Origin of the sequence: Kitasatospora sp. NBC_00070 (assembly GCF_045041205.1) — a bacterium.
GTDB lineage: Bacteria > Actinomycetota > Actinomycetes > Streptomycetales > Streptomycetaceae > Kitasatospora.
In genome coordinates, this window is record NZ_CP108247.1 from 2,321,701 (window position 1) to 2,339,665 (window position 17,965).

Genomic DNA, 17,965 nt, shown 5'->3' on the forward strand with positions numbered 1-17,965 from the left:
TCTCAACCCCCGTACTTGTTGAACTCGTTGGTGTAGAGATCGGCCGGCCTGACCTGGCCCGCCTTGATGTCGCCGTGCGAGACCAGCCAGTCGATCCAGAGCTGGAACTCCTGGTCGTCGATCCGGCCACCGGTCTCGGCCACGCCGGTGGAGCGCCAGTACTGGAGGGCGGCGGTGTCCTCGTTCCGGCCCCGCTTCTTGATGATCGCGGTGCTGCGGGCGATCACCTCCTCGCGCGGCGTGGTCCTGGCCCACTCGATCGCCTTGGCCACGCCGGTGACGAAGATCCGGGAGGTGTTCGGGTTCTGCTTCAGGAAGCGGTTGGTCAGCACGAAGGTGCCCGCACTGAACTTGCCGAGCAGGTCGAAGTCACTGAACAGCGGCCGGATTCCGCCCGCCGCCAGTGCCTTGTCCCGCAGGATGCCGCCCAGCACCGAGACCTCGATCTGCTTCTGACGCAGCGTCTGTTCGCCGTTCACCGGCGGGATCACGATCGGCTCCACCTTGGCGATCTCGGCCGCCGACAGCCCGTTGCGCTGCAGGTAGATGTCGAGCATCGCCTCGGTGTGCGCGCCCAGCGTGTTCATCCCGACCTTCTTGCCCTGCAGGTCCCGGGCCGACCGGATCGGACTGTCGGCCAGCACGTAGTAGCCGCTGTAGGTGAACTCGTCCACGCCGTAGTAGCTGATCACCGCCTTCACCGGGGCACCCGCCGCGATCAGCTTCACCACCGCGCCGTTGAACGCACCGCCGAAGTCGGTCTGGCCGGTGGCCGCCGACTGGATGTCCTGCGGACCGCTGATCGTGTTGCCCACCCACTCCAGCTTCACCTCGCCGAAGTAGCCCAGGTCCTCGGCCAGTTCGGGCAGGGTGACCTGCCCGGCCCAGCCCTGGTAGCGGAGCTTCCTGGTCTCCTGCCCACCCTGTCCCCCGTCGGCGGTGGCCCGGCCACAGGCGGCGGACGCCGCGCCGACGGCGGCCAGTGCGAGGAAGGTGCGCCTGGAGGTGAACGAGGCCATGGGGATGTGGTCCTTTGCGGGCAGCAGGGAGCGCCCGACCGCCGAGGCGGTCGACGGGCTACGGGGTCGTTGACCGGCCCGCCCGGGCAACGGGCGGACACGGGTACGCGATCAGCGGTTCGGCTTCACAGGGCGCCGGGAGAACGGCGGCCGGGCGTGGCGGGGTGGTGCGTCGTCGTCAGCGACAGACGGCACAGATCGCGCTCGCGTGCCGTCGGAGATCGACGTGCAGGCGGCCCACAAGGCTCACGGCTCGGCTCACGTCCCTCAGCGTTCCAGCGCCACGGAGCCGGGTCAACGAATGTTCCCCCGCCGGAAGAAACCCCGGCCGGGCAGGTACGGACGTGGGTGCTGTGGAGTCCCCTGTTCCCCACAGCACCCACCTGGCCTGGACCGGATGATCGCCACCCGGCCGTCGGCTCATAGGAGACACGCGGCAGGGCGGAGCGGGGTTGCACCGAAAGCCGGAAAACTTCCGAGGATCCTGCCGTCAGCCCGGGCCGGTCCCACCGGTCAGGCCCCGGCTCGCCGCGCCGGGCCGTCCCGACCCCGTCGGATCCGCACCGACGGCCGCCGACCCGACCACGCCGAACCGCTCCGCCGCCGCCCGGAACTCCGGGTCCACCACCACGGCTCCGGTCGGCTGCTCGGACCGGTACTGCACCATCAGCACCCCCAGCTGACGGCCGCTCAGCCGCGTGGTGAACTCCTCCACCCGCCCCGGACGCGTGGTCGAACCCAGCGCCGCCCCCCGGTCGGTCCGCTCCCCCGTCGGCCAGTCCAGCGCCGCGCACTCCACCGTACCGACCAACCGCGCCGCCGCCTGCGCCGCCTGCGACTCCGCCTCGAACTCCAGCAGGTACTGCACCGCCGTCACATCGGCCCGACCGACATCCCCGTGGACCAACTCCCAACGGCGCAAAGCCCCCAGCGAGTCCACCAGCTCCGGCACACATCCCTGGAGCTCGGGCATCGCGAACGCCGAAGCCTCCACCAGCTGCGACCCCCACGGCCCGTACCGGCCCGCGCTCACCGGCAGCTGTTCACGGGCGAACAGCAGTCCACCGCCCGCCGCGTCCACCGGCATCGCCGTCTCCACCGCGCCACCGATGTCCGCCGGACCGGGCAGCACCAGGGTCGGCGTGATGGTGCGCGTCGGCGGTCCCACCAGATCGACCGCGATGCCGCCCCCGCCACCGGACGCCCGGGCCAACCCCCACACTCCCGCCGAGACCAACATCCCGGCGGCCAGCGTGAGTTCGACCCGCCGTCGGCGACGACGGCGCACCGCCCGGCCGACCAGCTGCTCGGACTCGGGGACCTGGAGCCCACTCAACTCACCGCGCAGGCCGTCGAACAGGCCGTCCAACCGCGCGGTGGTGATGGCCGGACGATCCTGGTCATCCATGGCGATCGTCATCCTCTCAACCACGAGCGCTCAGTGTCCTCTTCACGTCGTGCTCCCGGCCGGCCCGTTGCTCCGGTACCGACCGGGCGTTCTCGGCCGCGGCCTGCGCGGCAGCCTGCCGGGGGGCCGGCTCGGGCAGCGGATCCGCCCGGCCCGGCTTCGGGGACGGCTGTCTCCTGGCCGCCGGGCCCGCCGGGGCGGCCGGCTGACGGAGTGGCAGTTGCAGACCACCCTCGCCCTCCTCCTCGCCGAGCAGTTCGGCCAGCGCCTGCCGCCCACGGTGCAGCCGCGCCTTCACCGTCCCGACCGGGACGCCCTCCTCGGCCGCGATCTCGGCCACCGGCCGGCCCCCCATGTGGTGCAGCACCAACGCCGACCGCTGCGCCTCCGGCAGCCGCCGCAACGCCTCCACCAACGCCACCGACTCGGGCCCGGGCCCCGGCAACGGACTTCCCTCGCCGTGCCGCGCCCAACTCCGCAGCGCCGACCTGGCCCGCCGCCACCGACTGATCGCGATCCGCTGCCCGGTCAACCGCACCCAGGCCACCGGGTTCTCGTACCCGCTCAGCCGGCCCCAGTGGCTCCAGGCCCGCACGAACGCCTCCTGCGCGGCATCCTGGGCATCACCGAGATCACCGGTCAGGGCGTAGAGGTGGGCGACCAGTTGACCGTACGCACCCTCGTAGAACGCCCGGAAGTCGCTCTCCGCCTCGTGCCCTCGGTCACCGCCCATGACGGGTCAGTGTGCCGTGGACGGAACGCCGAGGCAACAGGCAACGGATTCCGCCCCGGAAATGCAGAAAGCCCCACCGGTTACCCGGCGGGGCTTTCTGACCAAAGATTGTTCGGCAGCGTCCTACTCTCCCACAGGGTCCCCCCTGCAGTACCATCGGCGCTATGAGGCTTAGCTTCCGGGTTCGGAATGTAACCGGGCGTTTCCCTCACGCTATGACCACCGAAACACTATGAAACTGTATGACCGCACCACACCCGTGACCAAACGGTGTGGGGTCGTTGTTTCAGAACAACACAGTGGACGCGAGCAACTGAGGACAAGCCCTCGGCCTATTAGTACCGGTCAGCTCCACCCCTTACAGGGCTTCCACATCCGGCCTATCAACCCAGTCGTCTACTGGGAGCCTTACCCTCTCAAGGAGGTGGGAATATTCATCTCGAAGCAGGCTTCCCGCTTAGATGCTTTCAGCGGTTATCCCTCCCGAACGTAGCCAACCAGCCATGCCCTTGGCAGAACAACTGGCACACCAGAGGTTCGTCCGTCCCGGTCCTCTCGTACTAGGGACAGCCCTTCTCAATATTCCTACGCGCACAGCGGATAGGGACCGAACTGTCTCACGACGTTCTAAACCCAGCTCGCGTACCGCTTTAATGGGCGAACAGCCCAACCCTTGGGACCTACTCCAGCCCCAGGATGCGACGAGCCGACATCGAGGTGCCAAACCATCCCGTCGATATGGACTCTTGGGGAAGATCAGCCTGTTATCCCCGGGGTACCTTTTATCCGTTGAGCGACGGCGCTTCCACAAGCCACCGCCGGATCACTAGTCCCGACTTTCGTCCCTGCTCGACCCGTCGGTCTCACAGTCAAGCTCCCTTGTGCACTTACACTCAACACCTGATTGCCAACCAGGCTGAGGGAACCTTTGGGCGCCTCCGTTACTCTTTAGGAGGCAACCGCCCCAGTTAAACTACCCACCAGACACTGTCCCTGATCCGGATCACGGACCCAGGTTAGACATCCAGCACGACCAGAGTGGTATTTCAACGACGACTCCACAACAACTGGCGTTGCCGCTTCAAAGTCTCCCACCTATCCTACACAAGCCGAACCGAACACCAATATCAAGCTATAGTAAAGGTCCCGGGGTCTTTCCGTCCTGCTGCGCGAAACGAGCATCTTTACTCGTAATGCAATTTCACCGGGCCTATGGTTGAGACAGTCGAGAAGTCGTTACGCCATTCGTGCAGGTCGGAACTTACCCGACAAGGAATTTCGCTACCTTAGGATGGTTATAGTTACCACCGCCGTTTACTGGCGCTTAAGTTCTCAGCTTCGCCAACCCGAAGATTGACTAACCGGTCCCCTTAACGTTCCAGCACCGGGCAGGCGTCAGTCCGTATACATCGCCTTACGGCTTCGCACGGACCTGTGTTTTTAGTAAACAGTCGCTTCTCGCTGGTCTCTGCGGCCGGCCCCAGCTCAGAGTGCAAGACTCATCACCAGTTCCGGCCCCCCTTCTCCCGAAGTTACGGGGGCATTTTGCCGAGTTCCTTAACCATAGTTCACCCGAACGCCTCGGTATTCTCTACCTGACCACCTGAGTCGGTTTGGGGTACGGGCCGCCATGAAACTCGCTAGAGGCTTTTCTCGACAGCATAGGATCATCCACTTCACCACAATCGGCTCGGCATCAGGTCTCAGCCTCAATGAGTGACGGATTTGCCTATCACTCGGCCTACACCCTTACCCCGGGACAACCACCGCCCGGGCTGGACTACCTTCCTGCGTCACCCCATCGCTCACCTACTACCCTGTTGGGTCAGCGGCTCCACCACGTCCCTTTGTCCGAAGACTCCAGGCCGGCTTCGCGGCTTTAGCATTCAGAGGTTCGACGTTGGCGCTTCAAAGCGGGTACGGGAATATCAACCCGTTGTCCATCGACTACGCCTGTCGGCCTCGCCTTAGGTCCCGACTTACCCTGGGCAGATCAGCTTGACCCAGGAACCCTTGGTCAATCGGCGCAAGAGTTTCCCACTCTTGTATCGCTACTCATGCCTGCATTCTCACTCGTGAACCGTCCACAACTGGATTCCTCCGCTGCTTCACCCGGCACACGACGCTCCCCTACCCATCACAGCGGGCGTTGGCCCTATAGCTGCAATGACACGACTTCGGTGGTGTACTTGAGCCCCGCTACATTGTCGGCGCGGAATCACTTGACCAGTGAGCTATTACGCACTCTTTCAAGGGTGGCTGCTTCTAAGCCAACCTCCTGGTTGTCTCTGCGACTCCACATCCTTTCCCACTTAGCACACGCTTAGGGACCTTAGTCGGTGTTCTGGGCTGTTTCCCTCTCGACCATGGAGCTTATCCCCCACAGTCTCACTGCCACGCTCTCACTTACCGGCATTCGGAGTTTGGCTAAGGTCAGTAACCCGGTGAGGCCCATCGCCTATCCAGTGCTCTACCTCCGGCAAGAAACACGTGACGCTGCACCTAAATGCATTTCGGGGAGAACCAGCTATCACGGAGTTTGATTGGCCTTTCACCCCTAACCACAGGTCATCCCCCAGGTTTTCAACCCTGGTGGGTTCGGTCCTCCACGAAGTCTTACCTCCGCTTCAACCTGCCCATGGCTAGATCACTCCGCTTCGGGTCTTGGGCATGCAACTGTATCGCCCTATTCGGACTCGCTTTCGCTACGGCTACCCCACACGGGTTAACCTCGCTACACACCGCAAACTCGCAGGCTCATTCTTCAAAAGGCACGCAGTCACGAGACACACAGCAAGCTGTATGTCCGACGCTCCCACGGCTTGTAGGCACACGGTTTCAGGTACTATTTCACTCCGCTCCCGCGGTACTTTTCACCATTCCCTCACGGTACTATCCGCTATCGGTCACTAGGGAATATTTAGGCTTAGCGGGTGGTCCCGCCAGATTCACACGGAATTTCTCGGGCTCCGTGCTACTTGGGAGAAGCTCAAGTGAGCCGCACAGATTTCGTCTACGGGGGTCTTACCCTCTACGCCGGACCTTTCGCATGTCCTTCGACTATCCATACGGTTTCTGACTCACCGACCGGCCGGCAGACCGATCAAGAACTTTCCCACGACCCCGCTCTGGCAACCCCTGCCGGGTCTCACACCAAAACGGTTTAGCCTCATCCGGTTTCGCTCGCCACTACTCCCGGAATCACGGTTGTTTTCTCTTCCTGAGGGTACTGAGATGTTTCACTTCCCCTCGTTCCCTCCACACACCCTATGTGTTCAGGTGCGGGTGACAGCCCATGACGACTGCCGGGTTTCCCCATTCGGAAACCCCCGGATCAAAGCCTGGTTGACGGCTCCCCGGGGACTATCGTGGCCTCCCACGTCCTTCATCGGTTCCTAGTGCCAAGGCATCCACCGTGCGCCCTTAAAAACTTGGCCACAGATGCTCGCGTCCACTGTGCAGTTCTCAAACAACGACCAGACACCCACCTTGATGCTCAATACAGAGCACTTCCAGTAGGACCGGCACTGAAGCAACAGCCTTCCGGCCGTTCCCTCAGGACCCAACAACGTGCCCGACACACCCGACCTCACCGACCCCGCTTTCCACGCACCGAAGTGCAGTACTCGCAAGGCCAACAGACCGCGTGTGCCGAATAGTCAACGTTCCACCCATGAGCAACCGTGTGAGACATTCGCTCACATCCGGCCATGTGCTCCTTAGAAAGGAGGTGATCCAGCCGCACCTTCCGGTACGGCTACCTTGTTACGACTTCGTCCCAATCGCTGGTCCCACCTTCGACGGCTCCTCCCCTTACGGGTTAGGCCACCGGCTTCGGGTGTTACCGACTTTCGTGACGTGACGGGCGGTGTGTACAAGGCCCGGGAACGTATTCACCGCAGCATGCTGATCTGCGATTACTAGCAACTCCAACTTCATGGGGTCGAGTTGCAGACCCCAATCCGAACTGAGGCCGGCTTTTTGGGATTCGCTCCGCCTCGCGGCATCGCAGCCCTTTGTACCGACCATTGTAGCACGTGTGCAGCCCAAGACATAAGGGGCATGATGATTTGACGTCGTCCCCACCTTCCTCCGAGTTGACCCCGGCAGTCTCCTGTGAGTCCCCATCACCCCGAAAGGCATGCTGGCAACACAGAACAAGGGTTGCGCTCGTTGCGGGACTTAACCCAACATCTCACGACACGAGCTGACGACAACCATGCACCACCTGTATACCGACCACAAGGGGGCGACTATCTCTAGCCGTTTCCGGTATATGTCAAGCCTTGGTAAGGTTCTTCGCGTTGCGTCGAATTAAGCCACATGCTCCGCTGCTTGTGCGGGCCCCCGTCAATTCCTTTGAGTTTTAGCCTTGCGGCCGTACTCCCCAGGCGGGGAACTTAATGCGTTAGCTGCGGCACCGACGACGTGGAATGTCGCCAACACCTAGTTCCCAACGTTTACGGCGTGGACTACCAGGGTATCTAATCCTGTTCGCTCCCCACGCTTTCGCTCCTCAGCGTCAGTAATGGCCCAGAGATCCGCCTTCGCCACCGGTGTTCCTCCTGATATCTGCGCATTTCACCGCTACACCAGGAATTCCGATCTCCCCTACCACACTCAAGCCTGCCCGTATCGAATGCAGACCCGGGGTTAAGCCCCGGGCTTTCACAACCGACGCGACAAGCCGCCTACGAGCTCTTTACGCCCAATAATTCCGGACAACGCTCGCACCCTACGTATTACCGCGGCTGCTGGCACGTAGTTAGCCGGTGCTTCTTCTGCAGGTACCGTCACTTGCGCTTCTTCCCTGCTGAAAGAGGTTTACAACCCGAAGGCCGTCATCCCTCACGCGGCGTCGCTGCATCAGGCTTTCGCCCATTGTGCAATATTCCCCACTGCTGCCTCCCGTAGGAGTCTGGGCCGTGTCTCAGTCCCAGTGTGGCCGGTCGCCCTCTCAGGCCGGCTACCCGTCGTCGCCTTGGTAGGCCATTACCCCACCAACAAGCTGATAGGCCGCGGGATCATCCTGCACCGCCGGAGCTTTCCACCAACCCCCATGCAGAGGAAGGTCATATCCGGTATTAGACCTCGTTTCCAAGGCTTGTCCCAGAGTGCAGGGCAGATTTCCCACGTGTTACTCACCCGTTCGCCACTAATCCACTCCGAAGAGCTTCATCGTTCGACTTGCATGTGTTAAGCACGCCGCCAGCGTTCGTCCTGAGCCAGGATCAAACTCTCCGTGAATGTCTACCCGTAATCGGGTAACCACTTCGGAAGAGCGGCACGGCAACCACCGGAATAGGCGGTCCCGCGCACTGCGTCCTCGCTAGTGTTTTACTTCATAAAGGAATCTCCAACCCCACCAAAGGTGAGGCCGGGGATGTCAACATATCTGGCGTTGACTTTTGGCACGCTGTTGAGTTCTCAAGGAACGGACACTTCCTTCGAGCCGCTTATCAGGCGGACCCTCCGGGCGCTTCGTTCTTTCGTGTTCCGAGCTTATCATGTCCGCCGTTCGGCGTTTCTGACCCGCTCTTTCCTTCGGCCTTTCGGCGCTTCCGACTCTATCAGGTTTCCCTGACCGACCGTTCCGCGCTTCCGGATCCTCAAGAAGCTTGTGCCGTAACCGACCTGACGGCCTGTCCGACGTTTCAAACCTTAGCCGATCCCCGCTCCACAAAGCGAATCCAGCCGCAATCCATATAAACGCACACAGCAAATAGAACCGACCCGCGAGAAAGCGCGAATCAGCACGATCAGAAGATGTGTTCAGAGGATTGGCCACCCCGGGACCGTCCGCGCCGATGCGTGTCCGGTGCTCCCTGCCGAGCGACTAGGGAACACTACCCCTATCGGGGGCCGGCGGCAAACCACCAGCTCGGACCACCCGCGTGCAGGCCGCCCGGCCCAGCTTCACGTACGCACCGTTCGGGCCGTCATTGCTGGTGATCCAGTCCTGGGCCGCCTGCACGCTCCGTCCGCCCGACAGGTGCCGACGCAGCAGGCGTTCGTCCCGTACGGCGTCCTCCGCCTCGACGTACCAGAGCTCGTGCAGCAAGGTGCGGACCGTGCGCCACGGGAGATCGTCGTTGGCGAGGTAGTTGCCTTCGGTGACGACCAGGCGGGTGTGCGGCTGGATCACGTGGCGGCCAGCCACCGCCTCGTCCAGGCGGCGGTCGAAGCCGGGGGCGTAGATGTCGTCGAAGCGTTCCACCGTGACCCGGCGCAGCAGGGCGAGGTAGCCGAGCGCGTCGAAGCTCGCGGGTGAGCCCTTCCGGCTGCGCAGGCCCAGGCGGTCGAGCTGGGCGTTGGCGAGGTGGAAGCCGTCCAGCGGGAGGTATGCGGCGGTGCCGGAGCCCTCGGCGCGGTTGAGCTCGGTGACCAGGTACCGGGCCAGGGTGGACTTGCCCGCGCCGGGCGGGCCGGCCAGGCCGAGGAGGGAGCGGCCCTTGTGGATCGTGCGGCCTTTCAGCAGGCGGGCCGCCGACTCGACGAGTTCGGCGGGGTCGGTGACGGGGGTCGGGTCACCGGTGTGAGCCGCTCGGGCTTCCTCGTGCATGGCCGCACCCTACTCAGCGGGTTCGGAGGTGAGAACCGGGACGTCGAAGGTGAGCGTCCCGGCGTCGGCGTCGAGGGTGGCGGGCAGGCCGAGCGGCACCGTGAGGGTGGACGGGCAGTGGCCGAAGCCGAACTCCCAGGCGACCGGGACGCCGAGCGGGGCGAGGCGGTCGGCGAGCACCTCGCGGACCTGGTCGAGCGGGCCGCAGTCCTCCCAGGAGCCGAGGGCGATCCCGGCGACGCCGTCCAGGGCGCCGGAGCGGATCAGCTGGGTGAGGATGCGGTCGAGCCGGTAGGGCTGCTCGCCCACGTCCTCCAGCAGCAGGATGGTGCCGGCGAAGGAGGGGCGGGCGGTGGCGGTGCCGCGATCGGTGGCGAGCAGGCTGGCGCATCCGCCGGCGGTGACGCCGTGAGCGGTACCGGGAAAGAGCGCGCCTCCCCCGGGGGCTCCGACGACCAGGGTGCTCTCCGGGGTGAAGAGGGTGCGACGCAGGTGGTCGGCGGTGGCCGGGTCGGCGATGAAGGTGGCGCCGGTGCCCAGCGGGCCGTACAGGGTGGGGACGCCGAGGCGTTGGGCGACGGCCTCGTGCAGCACGGTGATGTCGCTGAAGCCGACCAGGATCTTGGGCGGGGCGGCGCGCAGCGCGTCCCAGTCGAGCAGGTCGACCAGCCGCTGGACGCCGTAGCCGCCCCGGGCGCAGATCACGGCGGCGACGGTGGGGTCGAGCCAGGCGCGCTGGAAGTCGGCGGCGCGGTCGGCGTCGGTCCCGGCCAGGTAGCCGAGGTGGCGGTCCGTCAGGTGGTCACCGGGGACGACGTCCAGTCCCCAGGAGCGCAGGATCGCCGTGCCGGCGGCGAGTTGGCCGAGGTCGATGGCGCCGCTGGTGGCGACCAGGGCCACCCGGTCGCCCGGCACGAGTCGGCGGGCTCGGCGCGGTGCGGTGGTCCAGATCTGCTGGGACATCGTCACTTCCTTCCGGAGAGGCAGGCGCGCGGCCCGGGGCCGCCCGCCTGCCCTCAGTCCTACCCCATGCCCATCGCGGACCTGACCTCGGCCAGGGTGGATTCGGCGACGGCGTTGGCCCGTTCCGCTCCGGCGGCCAGGACGGACCGGAGCAGGGAACGGTCGGCGGCGAGTTCGGTCCGGCGGGCGCGGAGCGGGCGGAGGTACTCGTTGACCGTCTCGGTGGCCCGGCGTTTGAGGGCGCCCGCGCCGCCGTCACCGATCTCGGCGGCGAGCTCGGCCGGGTCGCGGCCCTCGCAGAGTGCGGTGAGCTGGACCAGGCCGGAGACGCCGGGCCGGTGCTCCGGGTCGTAGCTGATGTGTCGGTCGGCGTCGGTGGTGGCACCCCGGATCAGTCGGGCGGTCTCGTCCTCGGTGGCGCCCAGCGCGATCGCGTTGCCCCGGCTCTTGCTCATCTTGCCGCCGTCGGTGCCCGGGAGCAGCGGTGCCTCCGAGAGCAGCGGCTGCGGCTCGGGGAACAGCGAGGTGGCGTACCGGTCGTTGAACCGGCGGGCGATGGTGCGGGTGGTCTCCAGGTGCGGCAGTTGGTCGCGGCCGACCGGGACCAGGTTGGCCTTGCAGAACAGGATGTCGGCCGCCTGGTGCACGGGGTAGGTGAACATCAGCCCGCTGACGGTGGACTGGCCGGAGTGCGCGATCTCGTCCTTGACCGTGGGGTTGCGGCCGAGTTCGGCGACGGTGACCAGGCTGAGGAAGGGGAGCAGTAGTTGGTTGAGCGCGGGGACGGAGCTGTGCGTGAAGATCGTGGTGCGCTCGGGGTCGATCCCGGCGGCGAGGTAGTCGAGGACCAGGTTCTCGGCGTGCTCGGCCGGGCGGTCGGCCCGGTCCCGGTCGGTGAGGGTCTGGTAGTCGGCGACCACCAGCAGGAGTTCGACGCCCATCCGCTGGAGCTGCACGCGGTTGTGCAGGGTGCCGAAGTAGTGGCCGAGGTGGAGCGGGCCGGTGGGGCGGTCGCCGGTCAGGACGCGGTACCGGTCGGGGTGCTGCCGGACGGTCTCGATCTGCATCGGGGGCTCCTCGGAGGACGGGTCGGAAGGTGACGGTGGGTCGGACCGGTCCGCCGAGGTGCCCCGGGGAAACGCAACAGGGCCGTCCGGTCGGACGGCCCTGGAGTCGTGCGTGAAGGGATGGCCGCCCTAGGACGGCCACCAGTTCAGGCACGGCTGCTGCTTCATGACGTCAGCGTAGCGGCCCGGGGCGGGCGGTGACACGGGCTTTCGGCCCGGCCGTCGTTCCGTTCGGACGATCGGATAGGTTTGCCTTGCCTTATCCCGATTCGTACAAGGAGCAGCGCGTGGCCCCCACCCCCGCCGACCGGACCCCTTCCCGTTCCTCCCGGCGCAGCTTCCTCGCCGTCGGACTGACCGGCGGTGCCGTGGTCGGTCTCGGCGGACTGCTCACCGCGTGCGGCAGCTCGGGCGGCGGGTCGGGCGGCAGCAGCTCGGCGAGCCCCTCGGCCGGCGCGGGCGTGAACCAGAAGTCGGTCACCCAGGGCGGCGACGACTACGCCACGGTGATCGAGAAGATGAAGGGCTTCGGCACCGACGCGGCCGCCGGGGTCTTCCCCCGCACGGTGAAGCACGCGATGGGCAGCACCGAGATCGCGAAGAAGCCGGTCCGGGTGGTGGTGCTGGACACCGGCGAGCTGGACAACGTGGTGGCGCTGGGCATCCAGCCGGTGGGTGTCGCCTACACCGACGGCTCGAAGACCATGCCCGGCTACCTCGATGGCCGGGCGGGCAACCCGACCAGTGTCGGCACCATCTCCAGCCTCAACCTGGAGGCGATCGCCGCCCTCAAGCCCGATCTGATCCTGGGCAGCCAGCTGCGCGCGCAGGACCAGTACGCGGCACTGTCGAAGATCGCCCCCACCGTGTTCTCGATCCGCCCGGGCTACCCGTGGAAGGAGAACTTCGTCCTGAACGCCGCCCCGTTCGGGCTGGAGGCGGAGGCCAGGTCCCAGCTGACGGCGTACCAGGCGGCGGCCAGGGAGATCGGCGCCAAGGTGAGCGCGCGGACCGGCGGGAAGCCGCCGACCGTCACGCCGCTGCGCTTCATGCCGGGCAAGATCCGGCTGTACGCGGAGCTCTCCTTCATCGGCACCATGCTGGCCGACATCCCGCTGCCGCAGCCGAAGATCGAGCAGGTCAAGGAGCTGGCCGTGGAGGTCAGCGCCGAGCAGATCGACAAGGCCGACGCCGACTGGGTCTTCTACGGCGTGTACGGCTCGCCGAGCGCGACCAACCAGGACGCGGTGCTCGGCGGTGCGCTCTGGAAGACCCTGGGCGCGGTCAAGGCGGGCCAGGCCAGGCCGGTCGCGGACGAGACCTGGTTCCTCGGTCTCGGCGTGATGGCCGCCAACGCGGTGCTTAAGGACCTGCAGGGCTTCGTCGCCCCGTAGTGACCGCCGGGTGGAGGTGACGACGGGTCACCTCCACCCGCGCGGCGGCGTCAGCGCGGCCGGTTGGGCACGTAGCCGAGGTGCACCGGGGTCACCGTGTCCTGTCCGGCCAGCCAGTCCGTCCGGACGGCGGCCAGCAGCCCGGGGAGCTGCGGCGGCCAGAGCGGGTCGGCCGCCGGGTCGGCCAGCTGCTCCGGCGTCCACCAGCGCCAGTCCAGGATCCCGTCGGCGCGGTGCGCCTCGCCGACGTCGCCGACCGGGTCCCGGCGCGGGCCGCGGCCGAGGTAGATGTGCTCGGACTGCCGGACCGGGATGCCGTGCCAGGTGAAGTCGTGCTCCCAGGTGCAGAGCAGCGGGCCCGGCGCCAGGTCGGTCCAGCCGGTCTCCTCCCGGAGCTCCCGGGCGGCACCGGCGGTCGGGGACTCGCCGTCCTCGATGCCGCCGCCCGGCATGTTCCAGTGGACACCGACCTCGCTGTTGTCGGAGCGCAGCAGGAAGACCGCCCCGCCCGGCTCCAGTACCGCGGTCCTGGCCGCGCGTCGTGGGGTTCGCATCGGGTCACCCTGGCAGAACGCCGTCGCGTCGGACCACCCGAATTCCGGCGGCGGGGTTCTACCCTGAGCCGGTGATCATGCTGCCTGCCGACCCGTTGACCCCCGGCCGTCCCGATCCGCACTACCTCCGGGAGGCCCGCCGGGTGGAGGAGTTGAGCGGCGGGTACGTCCTGCTCGACCACGACGCGCTGCTCGCGGGCGACGTCCGGGCGGCGGTCCGCCGGGTCCCGGCGGGTGGCGGTCCGCTCTGGTACCGGGGCTGGATGGTGCCGGTCCCGGCGTACGCGGCGCTGGCCGGGGCACTCGCCGAACGCGGGCGGCCGCTGCTGACCTCACCGGCCTCGTACGCGGACGCCCATGAACTGCCCGGCTGGTACCCGGTCTTCGAGGGCAGCACGCCGGAGAGCGTCTGGGTGCCGGGGCCGAAGGGGCCGTCCCCGGAGCAGCTCGCCGAGGCGGCCCGTCAGCTGGGCGGGCACGGGCCGGCGATCGTCAAGGACTACGTGAAGTCCCGCAAGCACGAGTGGGCGACGGCCTGTTACGTGCCGGAGCTGGCCGATCAGGACGGCCTGGCCCGGGTGGTCGGGCGGTTCGTGGAGCTCCAGGCGGAGTTCCTGGCCGGCGGGGTGGTGCTGCGGCGGTTCGAGGAGTTCCGCCGGGACGCGGACGGGCAGGCGGTGGAGGCCCGGGTCTGGTGGCTGGACGGCGACCCGGTCCTGGTCGGGCCGCACCCGGACTGCCCCGACGCGACCGTCCGGCCGGAGCTCGACGGGATCGGGCAGCTGGTCCGGGGGCTGGGCTGCCGGTTCGTCACCACCGATCTGGCGCAGGCGGTGGACGGCGGTGCCTGGCGGGTGGTCGAGGTCGGGGACGGCCAGGTCAGCGACCTGCCGCGGGGTGCCGACCTCGGGCGGCTGCTGTCCGCGCTGCTCGCGGTCAGCGGGGGCTGAGGACCCGGTACCCGACGGCCGACGGTTCGGCGGCGGCCCGCTGGGCCGGGACGAAGACCCGGCCCGCCGGCCGCTGACGGGCCACCAGCACCAGCGGCACCGCCACGGCGGCGAGCAGCCCGCCGAGCGTCAGGCCCATCGCCGGGTACCCCGCGGCCGCCGACAGCGCGGTCCCGACCACCGGACCGCAGGCCACCCCGAGCGAGGAGGCCGAACCGGCCAGCACCGCCCACCGGCCGCCCTGGTCCAGGGTGGCCGCCAGGCCGATCAGGTAGGTGAGCACCAGCGGGTAGCAGGTGTTCCAGAGCACCTCGCCCAGCGCGAAGGCGCCGACCGACTCGGCGCCGCCGGTGAGCAGCACGCAGAGCGCGATCACCGCCGTCCCGACGCCGATCGGCAGCGCCCGGCCGAGCCGGGCACCGACCGCACCGGCCACCGTCACCCCGAGCAGCCCACCGGCCAGGGCCAGGGCGAAGACCAGGCCCATGGTCTGCTCGGAGAGCCCGACCCGGCCGAGCCCGATCTGCCCGCTGACGCCCCAGAGGGCGTTCTGCGCCATCGACCAGAGCATCATGCCGCCCGCCAGCACCAGGCCCGCCGACCGCCGGGGCAGCGCCGTCCGGGCCCGGGCACGGGTTGGCTCCCGATCCGGGGTCAGCCGACCCACCGTCAGCAGGGCGAGCGCCGCCCAGCCGGCCAGCGCGGCGAACGGCAGCGGGTGCCCGGCGCCGAGCGGGGGCAGCAGCAGGAAGAGCGCGGCGGCCACGCAGGAGGTGGCGAGCAGGCCGAGGGCGGAGCTGCGGTGCGGATCGGCCGAGGCGGCCACCGCGACCGCCGCCACCGCCGTCGCGGTCCCCGCGCCGACGCCGGTCAGCAGGCAGCCGGCCAGAAGTTGCGGCAGGGCGGTCGCGCCGGCCGCCAGCAGCGCGCCGGCGATCATCAGCCCGAGCCCGCACCTGGCCAGCCGGACCGGTCCGAGCGCGCGGACCCGGCCGGCCAGCAGCAGGCCGGTCCCGGCCGAGGCGAGCAGCAGGGTGCTGCCGACCGCACCGGCCTGAGGGGTGGTCAGGCCGAAGCCGGTCACCAGCCGGCCGACGACGGTCGGCAGCAGGTAGGCGGGCAGGTACCCGGCGGAGAACAGTGCCACCAGGGCGGTGACGGCAAGGCGCGCAGAGCTGCGCCCCGTCCGCGAAGACATGGGCATGGCCTCTCGACCAGGGTGGACCGGGGAGTCGCTTCCGGCCTCGTGCCCGGTCGCCAGGTCTGTCTATCAGGAGCAGCTCGGGTGACGTCCCGTCAGAGCCGCTTCGCAATCCCCGGGCTGCACAGTTGCGTCCGGCCCGAGATCGCTCCGTGATCGAACGGTCCCGCGCCGGGGAAATCCCCGGAAAGTCGTTGGAACCTCCGCCCGGTCGCGCGCCTCCTGGCAGGACGTCCGCATCCGGCGAAGGAGACCGCATGACCATCAGCAACCGTCCGATGCCACACCTGGAGGGTGCCGAGCACCGCTGGGTGGAGGTCCGGGGCGCCCGGCTCCACCTCGCCGAGTTCGGCAGCGGCGAGCCCGTCCTGCTGCTGCACGGCTTCCCGCAGCACTGGTTCGCCTGGCGGCGGCTGGTGCCGTTGCTGGCGGCCGACCACCGGCTGATCTGCCTGGACCTGCGTGGCTTCGGCTGGTCCGAGCAGACCGCCCGGGGGTACGACACCGACGCGCTCGCCGCGGACGTGCTGGCGGTGCTGGACGCGCTCGGCCTGGACCGGGTGACGCTGGCCGGGCACAGCTGGGGCGCCGGGGTGGGGTTCCGGGTCTGCCAGCGGGCCCCGGAGCGGTTCCGCGCCTTCCTGGCGCTGAACATGGCGCACCCGTGGACCGAGCACCGTCAGGTACTGCCGAACCTGTGGCGGATGTGGTTCACCGCGTTCGTCGAGTACCCGGTGCTCGGACGGCTGGTGCTGCGGCACTGGCCCGCCTTCACCCGGTTCCTGCTGCGGCGCGCCGCCGCCGACCCGGCCTGCTGGTCGGCTGCTGAGCTGGCCGAGTTCACCGCGGCGACCCGGGTGTCGGCCCGGGCCGGGCAGTCGCTGTTCTGGCAGTACGTGCTGCGGGACATCCCGGCGGGCCTGCGCGGGACGCACCGTCGGCGGCGGCTGACCGTCCCCACCCTGGTGCTGGGCGGTGAGCACGACCCGGTGATCCCGCCGGCCCTGCTGCGCGGTGACCCGGACGCGGACGACCTGACGGTGTCGGTGCTGCCCGGCGTGGGCGGCCACCTGCCCGAGGAGTGCCCGGGGCAGGTGGCCGAGGCGCTGCGGGGGCTGATCGCCCGGACCGGCTGACCCGGCGTCAGCGCAGCGCGGCCCGGCGTTCCACCGCACGGAAGAAGGCCCGGGCCCGGCGCTCGCCGGCCAGCCGCCGGTAGCCGCGCTGCACCGGCCCGAGGGCGGCGGGCCGGAGCGCGCCGCAGACCGCCAGCCGGGTGCCGCCGCCGTCGGGCACGGCGGCCATGCCCATCGTCACCAGCCGGGACTGCATCAGGCACCAGCCGGGGGCGAGCCGCACCTCGAACGGCCCCCGGAGCCCGAGCGCGTCCACGGCACGGGCGTGCTTGAGTTCGCTGTCCCCGGCCGGCACCGCGAACTCCCGGACGAAGGGGATCAGGTGGGGCAGCTCGCCCTCCAGGTCGGCCAGCACCGCCCAGACCCGGTCGAAGGGCAGCTCGAGCCGCCGCTCGGCGTACAGCGGGGCGCGCAGCCCGGCCGCCAGCACCTGGAGCCGGGCGATCCGGTCCGGTCCGTTCACCGTGTCCACGCCTTCCGGAAGGAGGAACGGGCCCTGCTCAGCCGTGACTTCACGGTGCCCTCGGGGATGTCCAGCAGCTCGGCCGTGGTGCGCTCGGCCAGGCCCTCCAGCTCGCGCAGCACCAGCACGGTGCGGTGCCGGACGGGCAGCCGGGCCAGCAGGTCGCGCACCTCGGTGCCCAGGTCGGCCCCGGCGGCGGGCAGCAGGTCCCGCAGTCGGGTGAGCTGCTCGGGGTCGACCGGGGTCTCCGGGCCGGTCCGCCGGGCCACCCGGACGGCCTCCCGGACCGTCACCGCGCGCACCCAGCCGTAGACCGCCACCGGATCGCGCAGCCCGCGCAGGCCGCGGAAGACCGCGAGCAGCGACTCCTGCACGGCGTCGGCGGTGTCGGCCGGGGCGATCGGCGCGCACAGCCGGGTGACGTACGGGGTGATCAGCTTCAGCAGGTCGTCCATGGCCAGCGCGTCGCCGCGCTGGGCCGCCCGGACCAGCGGCGCCGCCACGTCCCAGGGCCG

At 68.5% G+C, this 17,965-nt stretch carries 14 protein-coding genes and 3 rRNA genes; 3 read left to right on the top strand and 14 right to left on the bottom strand.

From position 1 onward, the window contains the following. Positions 1-2: 2 nt before the first annotated feature. From OHV05_RS10715 to trpS, 10 genes are all read right to left on the bottom strand, one after another. Complete coding sequence (locus OHV05_RS10715) at positions 3-1,019, bottom strand: ABC transporter substrate-binding protein (protein WP_405017471.1); 1,017 nt, start codon at positions 1,017-1,019, stop codon at positions 3-5. A 178-nt stretch (positions 1,020-1,197) separates the two neighbouring features. Continuing rightward, a complete protein-coding gene (locus tag OHV05_RS10720) occupies positions 1,198-1,443 on the bottom strand; it encodes a putative leader peptide (protein WP_403046776.1) in 246 nt (81 codons plus the stop codon). 66 nt (positions 1,444-1,509) lie between these two features. Further along, on the bottom strand, positions 1,510-2,427 hold the full coding sequence (locus tag OHV05_RS10725) for a hypothetical protein (protein ID WP_405017472.1): 918 nt from the start codon (positions 2,425-2,427) through the stop codon (positions 1,510-1,512). Positions 2,428-2,443: 16 nt separating this feature from the next. Further along, positions 2,444-3,160, bottom strand: coding sequence for a SigE family RNA polymerase sigma factor (locus OHV05_RS10730; RefSeq protein WP_405017473.1), 717 nt, complete (start codon positions 3,158-3,160; stop codon positions 2,444-2,446). A 110-nt stretch (positions 3,161-3,270) separates the two neighbouring features. Next, positions 3,271-3,387 (bottom strand): 5S ribosomal RNA (gene rrf, locus OHV05_RS10735). 88 nt (positions 3,388-3,475) lie between these two features. Next, positions 3,476-6,597, bottom strand: a 23S ribosomal RNA gene (locus tag OHV05_RS10740). 286 nt (positions 6,598-6,883) lie between these two features. Then, positions 6,884-8,407: ribosomal RNA gene (locus OHV05_RS10745) — 16S ribosomal RNA — on the bottom strand. Together the 16S, 23S and 5S rRNA genes form the textbook arrangement of a ribosomal RNA operon. A 589-nt stretch (positions 8,408-8,996) precedes the next feature. After that, a complete protein-coding gene (locus OHV05_RS10750; protein ID WP_405017474.1) occupies positions 8,997-9,722 on the bottom strand; it encodes a nucleoside/nucleotide kinase family protein in 726 nt (241 codons plus the stop codon). A gap of 9 nt (positions 9,723-9,731) precedes the next feature. After that, positions 9,732-10,685 (bottom strand): LD-carboxypeptidase, encoded by a 954-nt coding sequence (locus OHV05_RS10755; RefSeq protein ID WP_405017475.1) that lies wholly within the window; start codon positions 10,683-10,685, stop codon positions 9,732-9,734. Between the two features lie 59 nt (positions 10,686-10,744). Next, positions 10,745-11,752, bottom strand: a complete 1,008-nt coding sequence (trpS, locus tag OHV05_RS10760; protein WP_405017476.1) for a tryptophan--tRNA ligase — start codon at positions 11,750-11,752, stop codon at positions 10,745-10,747. 287 nt (positions 11,753-12,039) lie between these two features. Between trpS and OHV05_RS10765 the strand changes: the two genes are divergently transcribed. After that, positions 12,040-13,146 (top strand): ABC transporter substrate-binding protein, encoded by a 1,107-nt coding sequence (locus tag OHV05_RS10765; protein ID WP_405017477.1) that lies wholly within the window; start codon positions 12,040-12,042, stop codon positions 13,144-13,146. 50 nt (positions 13,147-13,196) lie between these two features. On the opposite strand, the gene OHV05_RS10770 is transcribed toward OHV05_RS10765, so the two are convergent. Beyond that, positions 13,197-13,700, bottom strand: a complete 504-nt coding sequence (locus OHV05_RS10770; RefSeq protein WP_405017478.1) for an NUDIX hydrolase — start codon at positions 13,698-13,700, stop codon at positions 13,197-13,199. Positions 13,701-13,777: 77 nt separating this feature from the next. Between OHV05_RS10770 and OHV05_RS10775 the strand changes: the two genes are divergently transcribed. Then, the gene (locus OHV05_RS10775; RefSeq protein ID WP_405021426.1) at positions 13,778-14,650 is read left to right on the top strand and encodes an ATP-grasp domain-containing protein; all 873 of its coding nucleotides are present in this window, start codon (positions 13,778-13,780) and stop codon (positions 14,648-14,650) included. Here OHV05_RS10775 and OHV05_RS10780 read toward each other — a convergent pair. Then, complete coding sequence (locus tag OHV05_RS10780) at positions 14,637-15,848, bottom strand: MFS transporter (protein WP_405017479.1); 1,212 nt, start codon at positions 15,846-15,848, stop codon at positions 14,637-14,639. The genes OHV05_RS10775 and OHV05_RS10780 overlap by 14 nt on opposite strands. Before the next feature lie 260 nt (positions 15,849-16,108). Here OHV05_RS10780 and OHV05_RS10785 point away from each other — a divergent pair, with 260 nt between their 5' ends. Beyond that, complete coding sequence (locus OHV05_RS10785) at positions 16,109-16,987, top strand: alpha/beta fold hydrolase (RefSeq protein ID WP_405017480.1); 879 nt, start codon at positions 16,109-16,111, stop codon at positions 16,985-16,987. A 7-nt stretch (positions 16,988-16,994) separates the two neighbouring features. Here OHV05_RS10785 and OHV05_RS10790 read toward each other — a convergent pair whose 3' ends face one another. Together OHV05_RS10790 and OHV05_RS10795 are read right to left on the bottom strand one after the other, a co-directional pair. Next, a complete protein-coding gene (locus tag OHV05_RS10790) occupies positions 16,995-17,450 on the bottom strand; it encodes a hypothetical protein (RefSeq protein ID WP_405017481.1) in 456 nt (151 codons plus the stop codon). Further along, positions 17,447-17,905, bottom strand: a complete 459-nt coding sequence (locus tag OHV05_RS10795) for an RNA polymerase sigma factor (protein ID WP_405021427.1) — start codon at positions 17,903-17,905, stop codon at positions 17,447-17,449. The genes OHV05_RS10790 and OHV05_RS10795 overlap by 4 nt, the downstream gene beginning before the upstream one ends. Between the last annotated feature and the right edge of the window lie 60 nt (positions 17,906-17,965).

Bases quoted from the DNA above. Each gene is read 5' to 3' on its own strand.
- OHV05_RS10715 (WP_405017471.1), bottom strand. From the start codon at position 1,019: ATGGCCTCGTTCACCTCCAGGCGCACCTTCCTCGCACTGGCCGCCGTC.
- OHV05_RS10720 (WP_403046776.1), bottom strand. From the start codon at position 1,443: ATGAGCCGACGGCCGGGTGGCGATCATCCGGTCCAGGCCAGGTGGGTG.
- OHV05_RS10725 (WP_405017472.1), bottom strand. From the start codon at position 2,427: ATGGATGACCAGGATCGTCCGGCCATCACCACCGCGCGGTTGGACGGC.
- OHV05_RS10730 (WP_405017473.1), bottom strand. From the start codon at position 3,160: ATGGGCGGTGACCGAGGGCACGAGGCGGAGAGCGACTTCCGGGCGTTC.
- OHV05_RS10750 (WP_405017474.1), bottom strand. From the start codon at position 9,722: ATGCACGAGGAAGCCCGAGCGGCTCACACCGGTGACCCGACCCCCGTC.
- OHV05_RS10755 (WP_405017475.1), bottom strand. From the start codon at position 10,685: ATGTCCCAGCAGATCTGGACCACCGCACCGCGCCGAGCCCGCCGACTC.
- trpS (WP_405017476.1), bottom strand. From the start codon at position 11,752: ATGCAGATCGAGACCGTCCGGCAGCACCCCGACCGGTACCGCGTCCTG.
- OHV05_RS10770 (WP_405017478.1), bottom strand. From the start codon at position 13,700: ATGCGAACCCCACGACGCGCGGCCAGGACCGCGGTACTGGAGCCGGGC.
- OHV05_RS10775 (WP_405021426.1), top strand. From the start codon at position 13,778: ATGCTGCCTGCCGACCCGTTGACCCCCGGCCGTCCCGATCCGCACTAC.
- OHV05_RS10780 (WP_405017479.1), bottom strand. From the start codon at position 15,848: ATGTCTTCGCGGACGGGGCGCAGCTCTGCGCGCCTTGCCGTCACCGCC.
- OHV05_RS10785 (WP_405017480.1), top strand. From the start codon at position 16,109: ATGACCATCAGCAACCGTCCGATGCCACACCTGGAGGGTGCCGAGCAC.
- OHV05_RS10795 (WP_405021427.1), bottom strand. From the start codon at position 17,905: ATGGACGACCTGCTGAAGCTGATCACCCCGTACGTCACCCGGCTGTGC.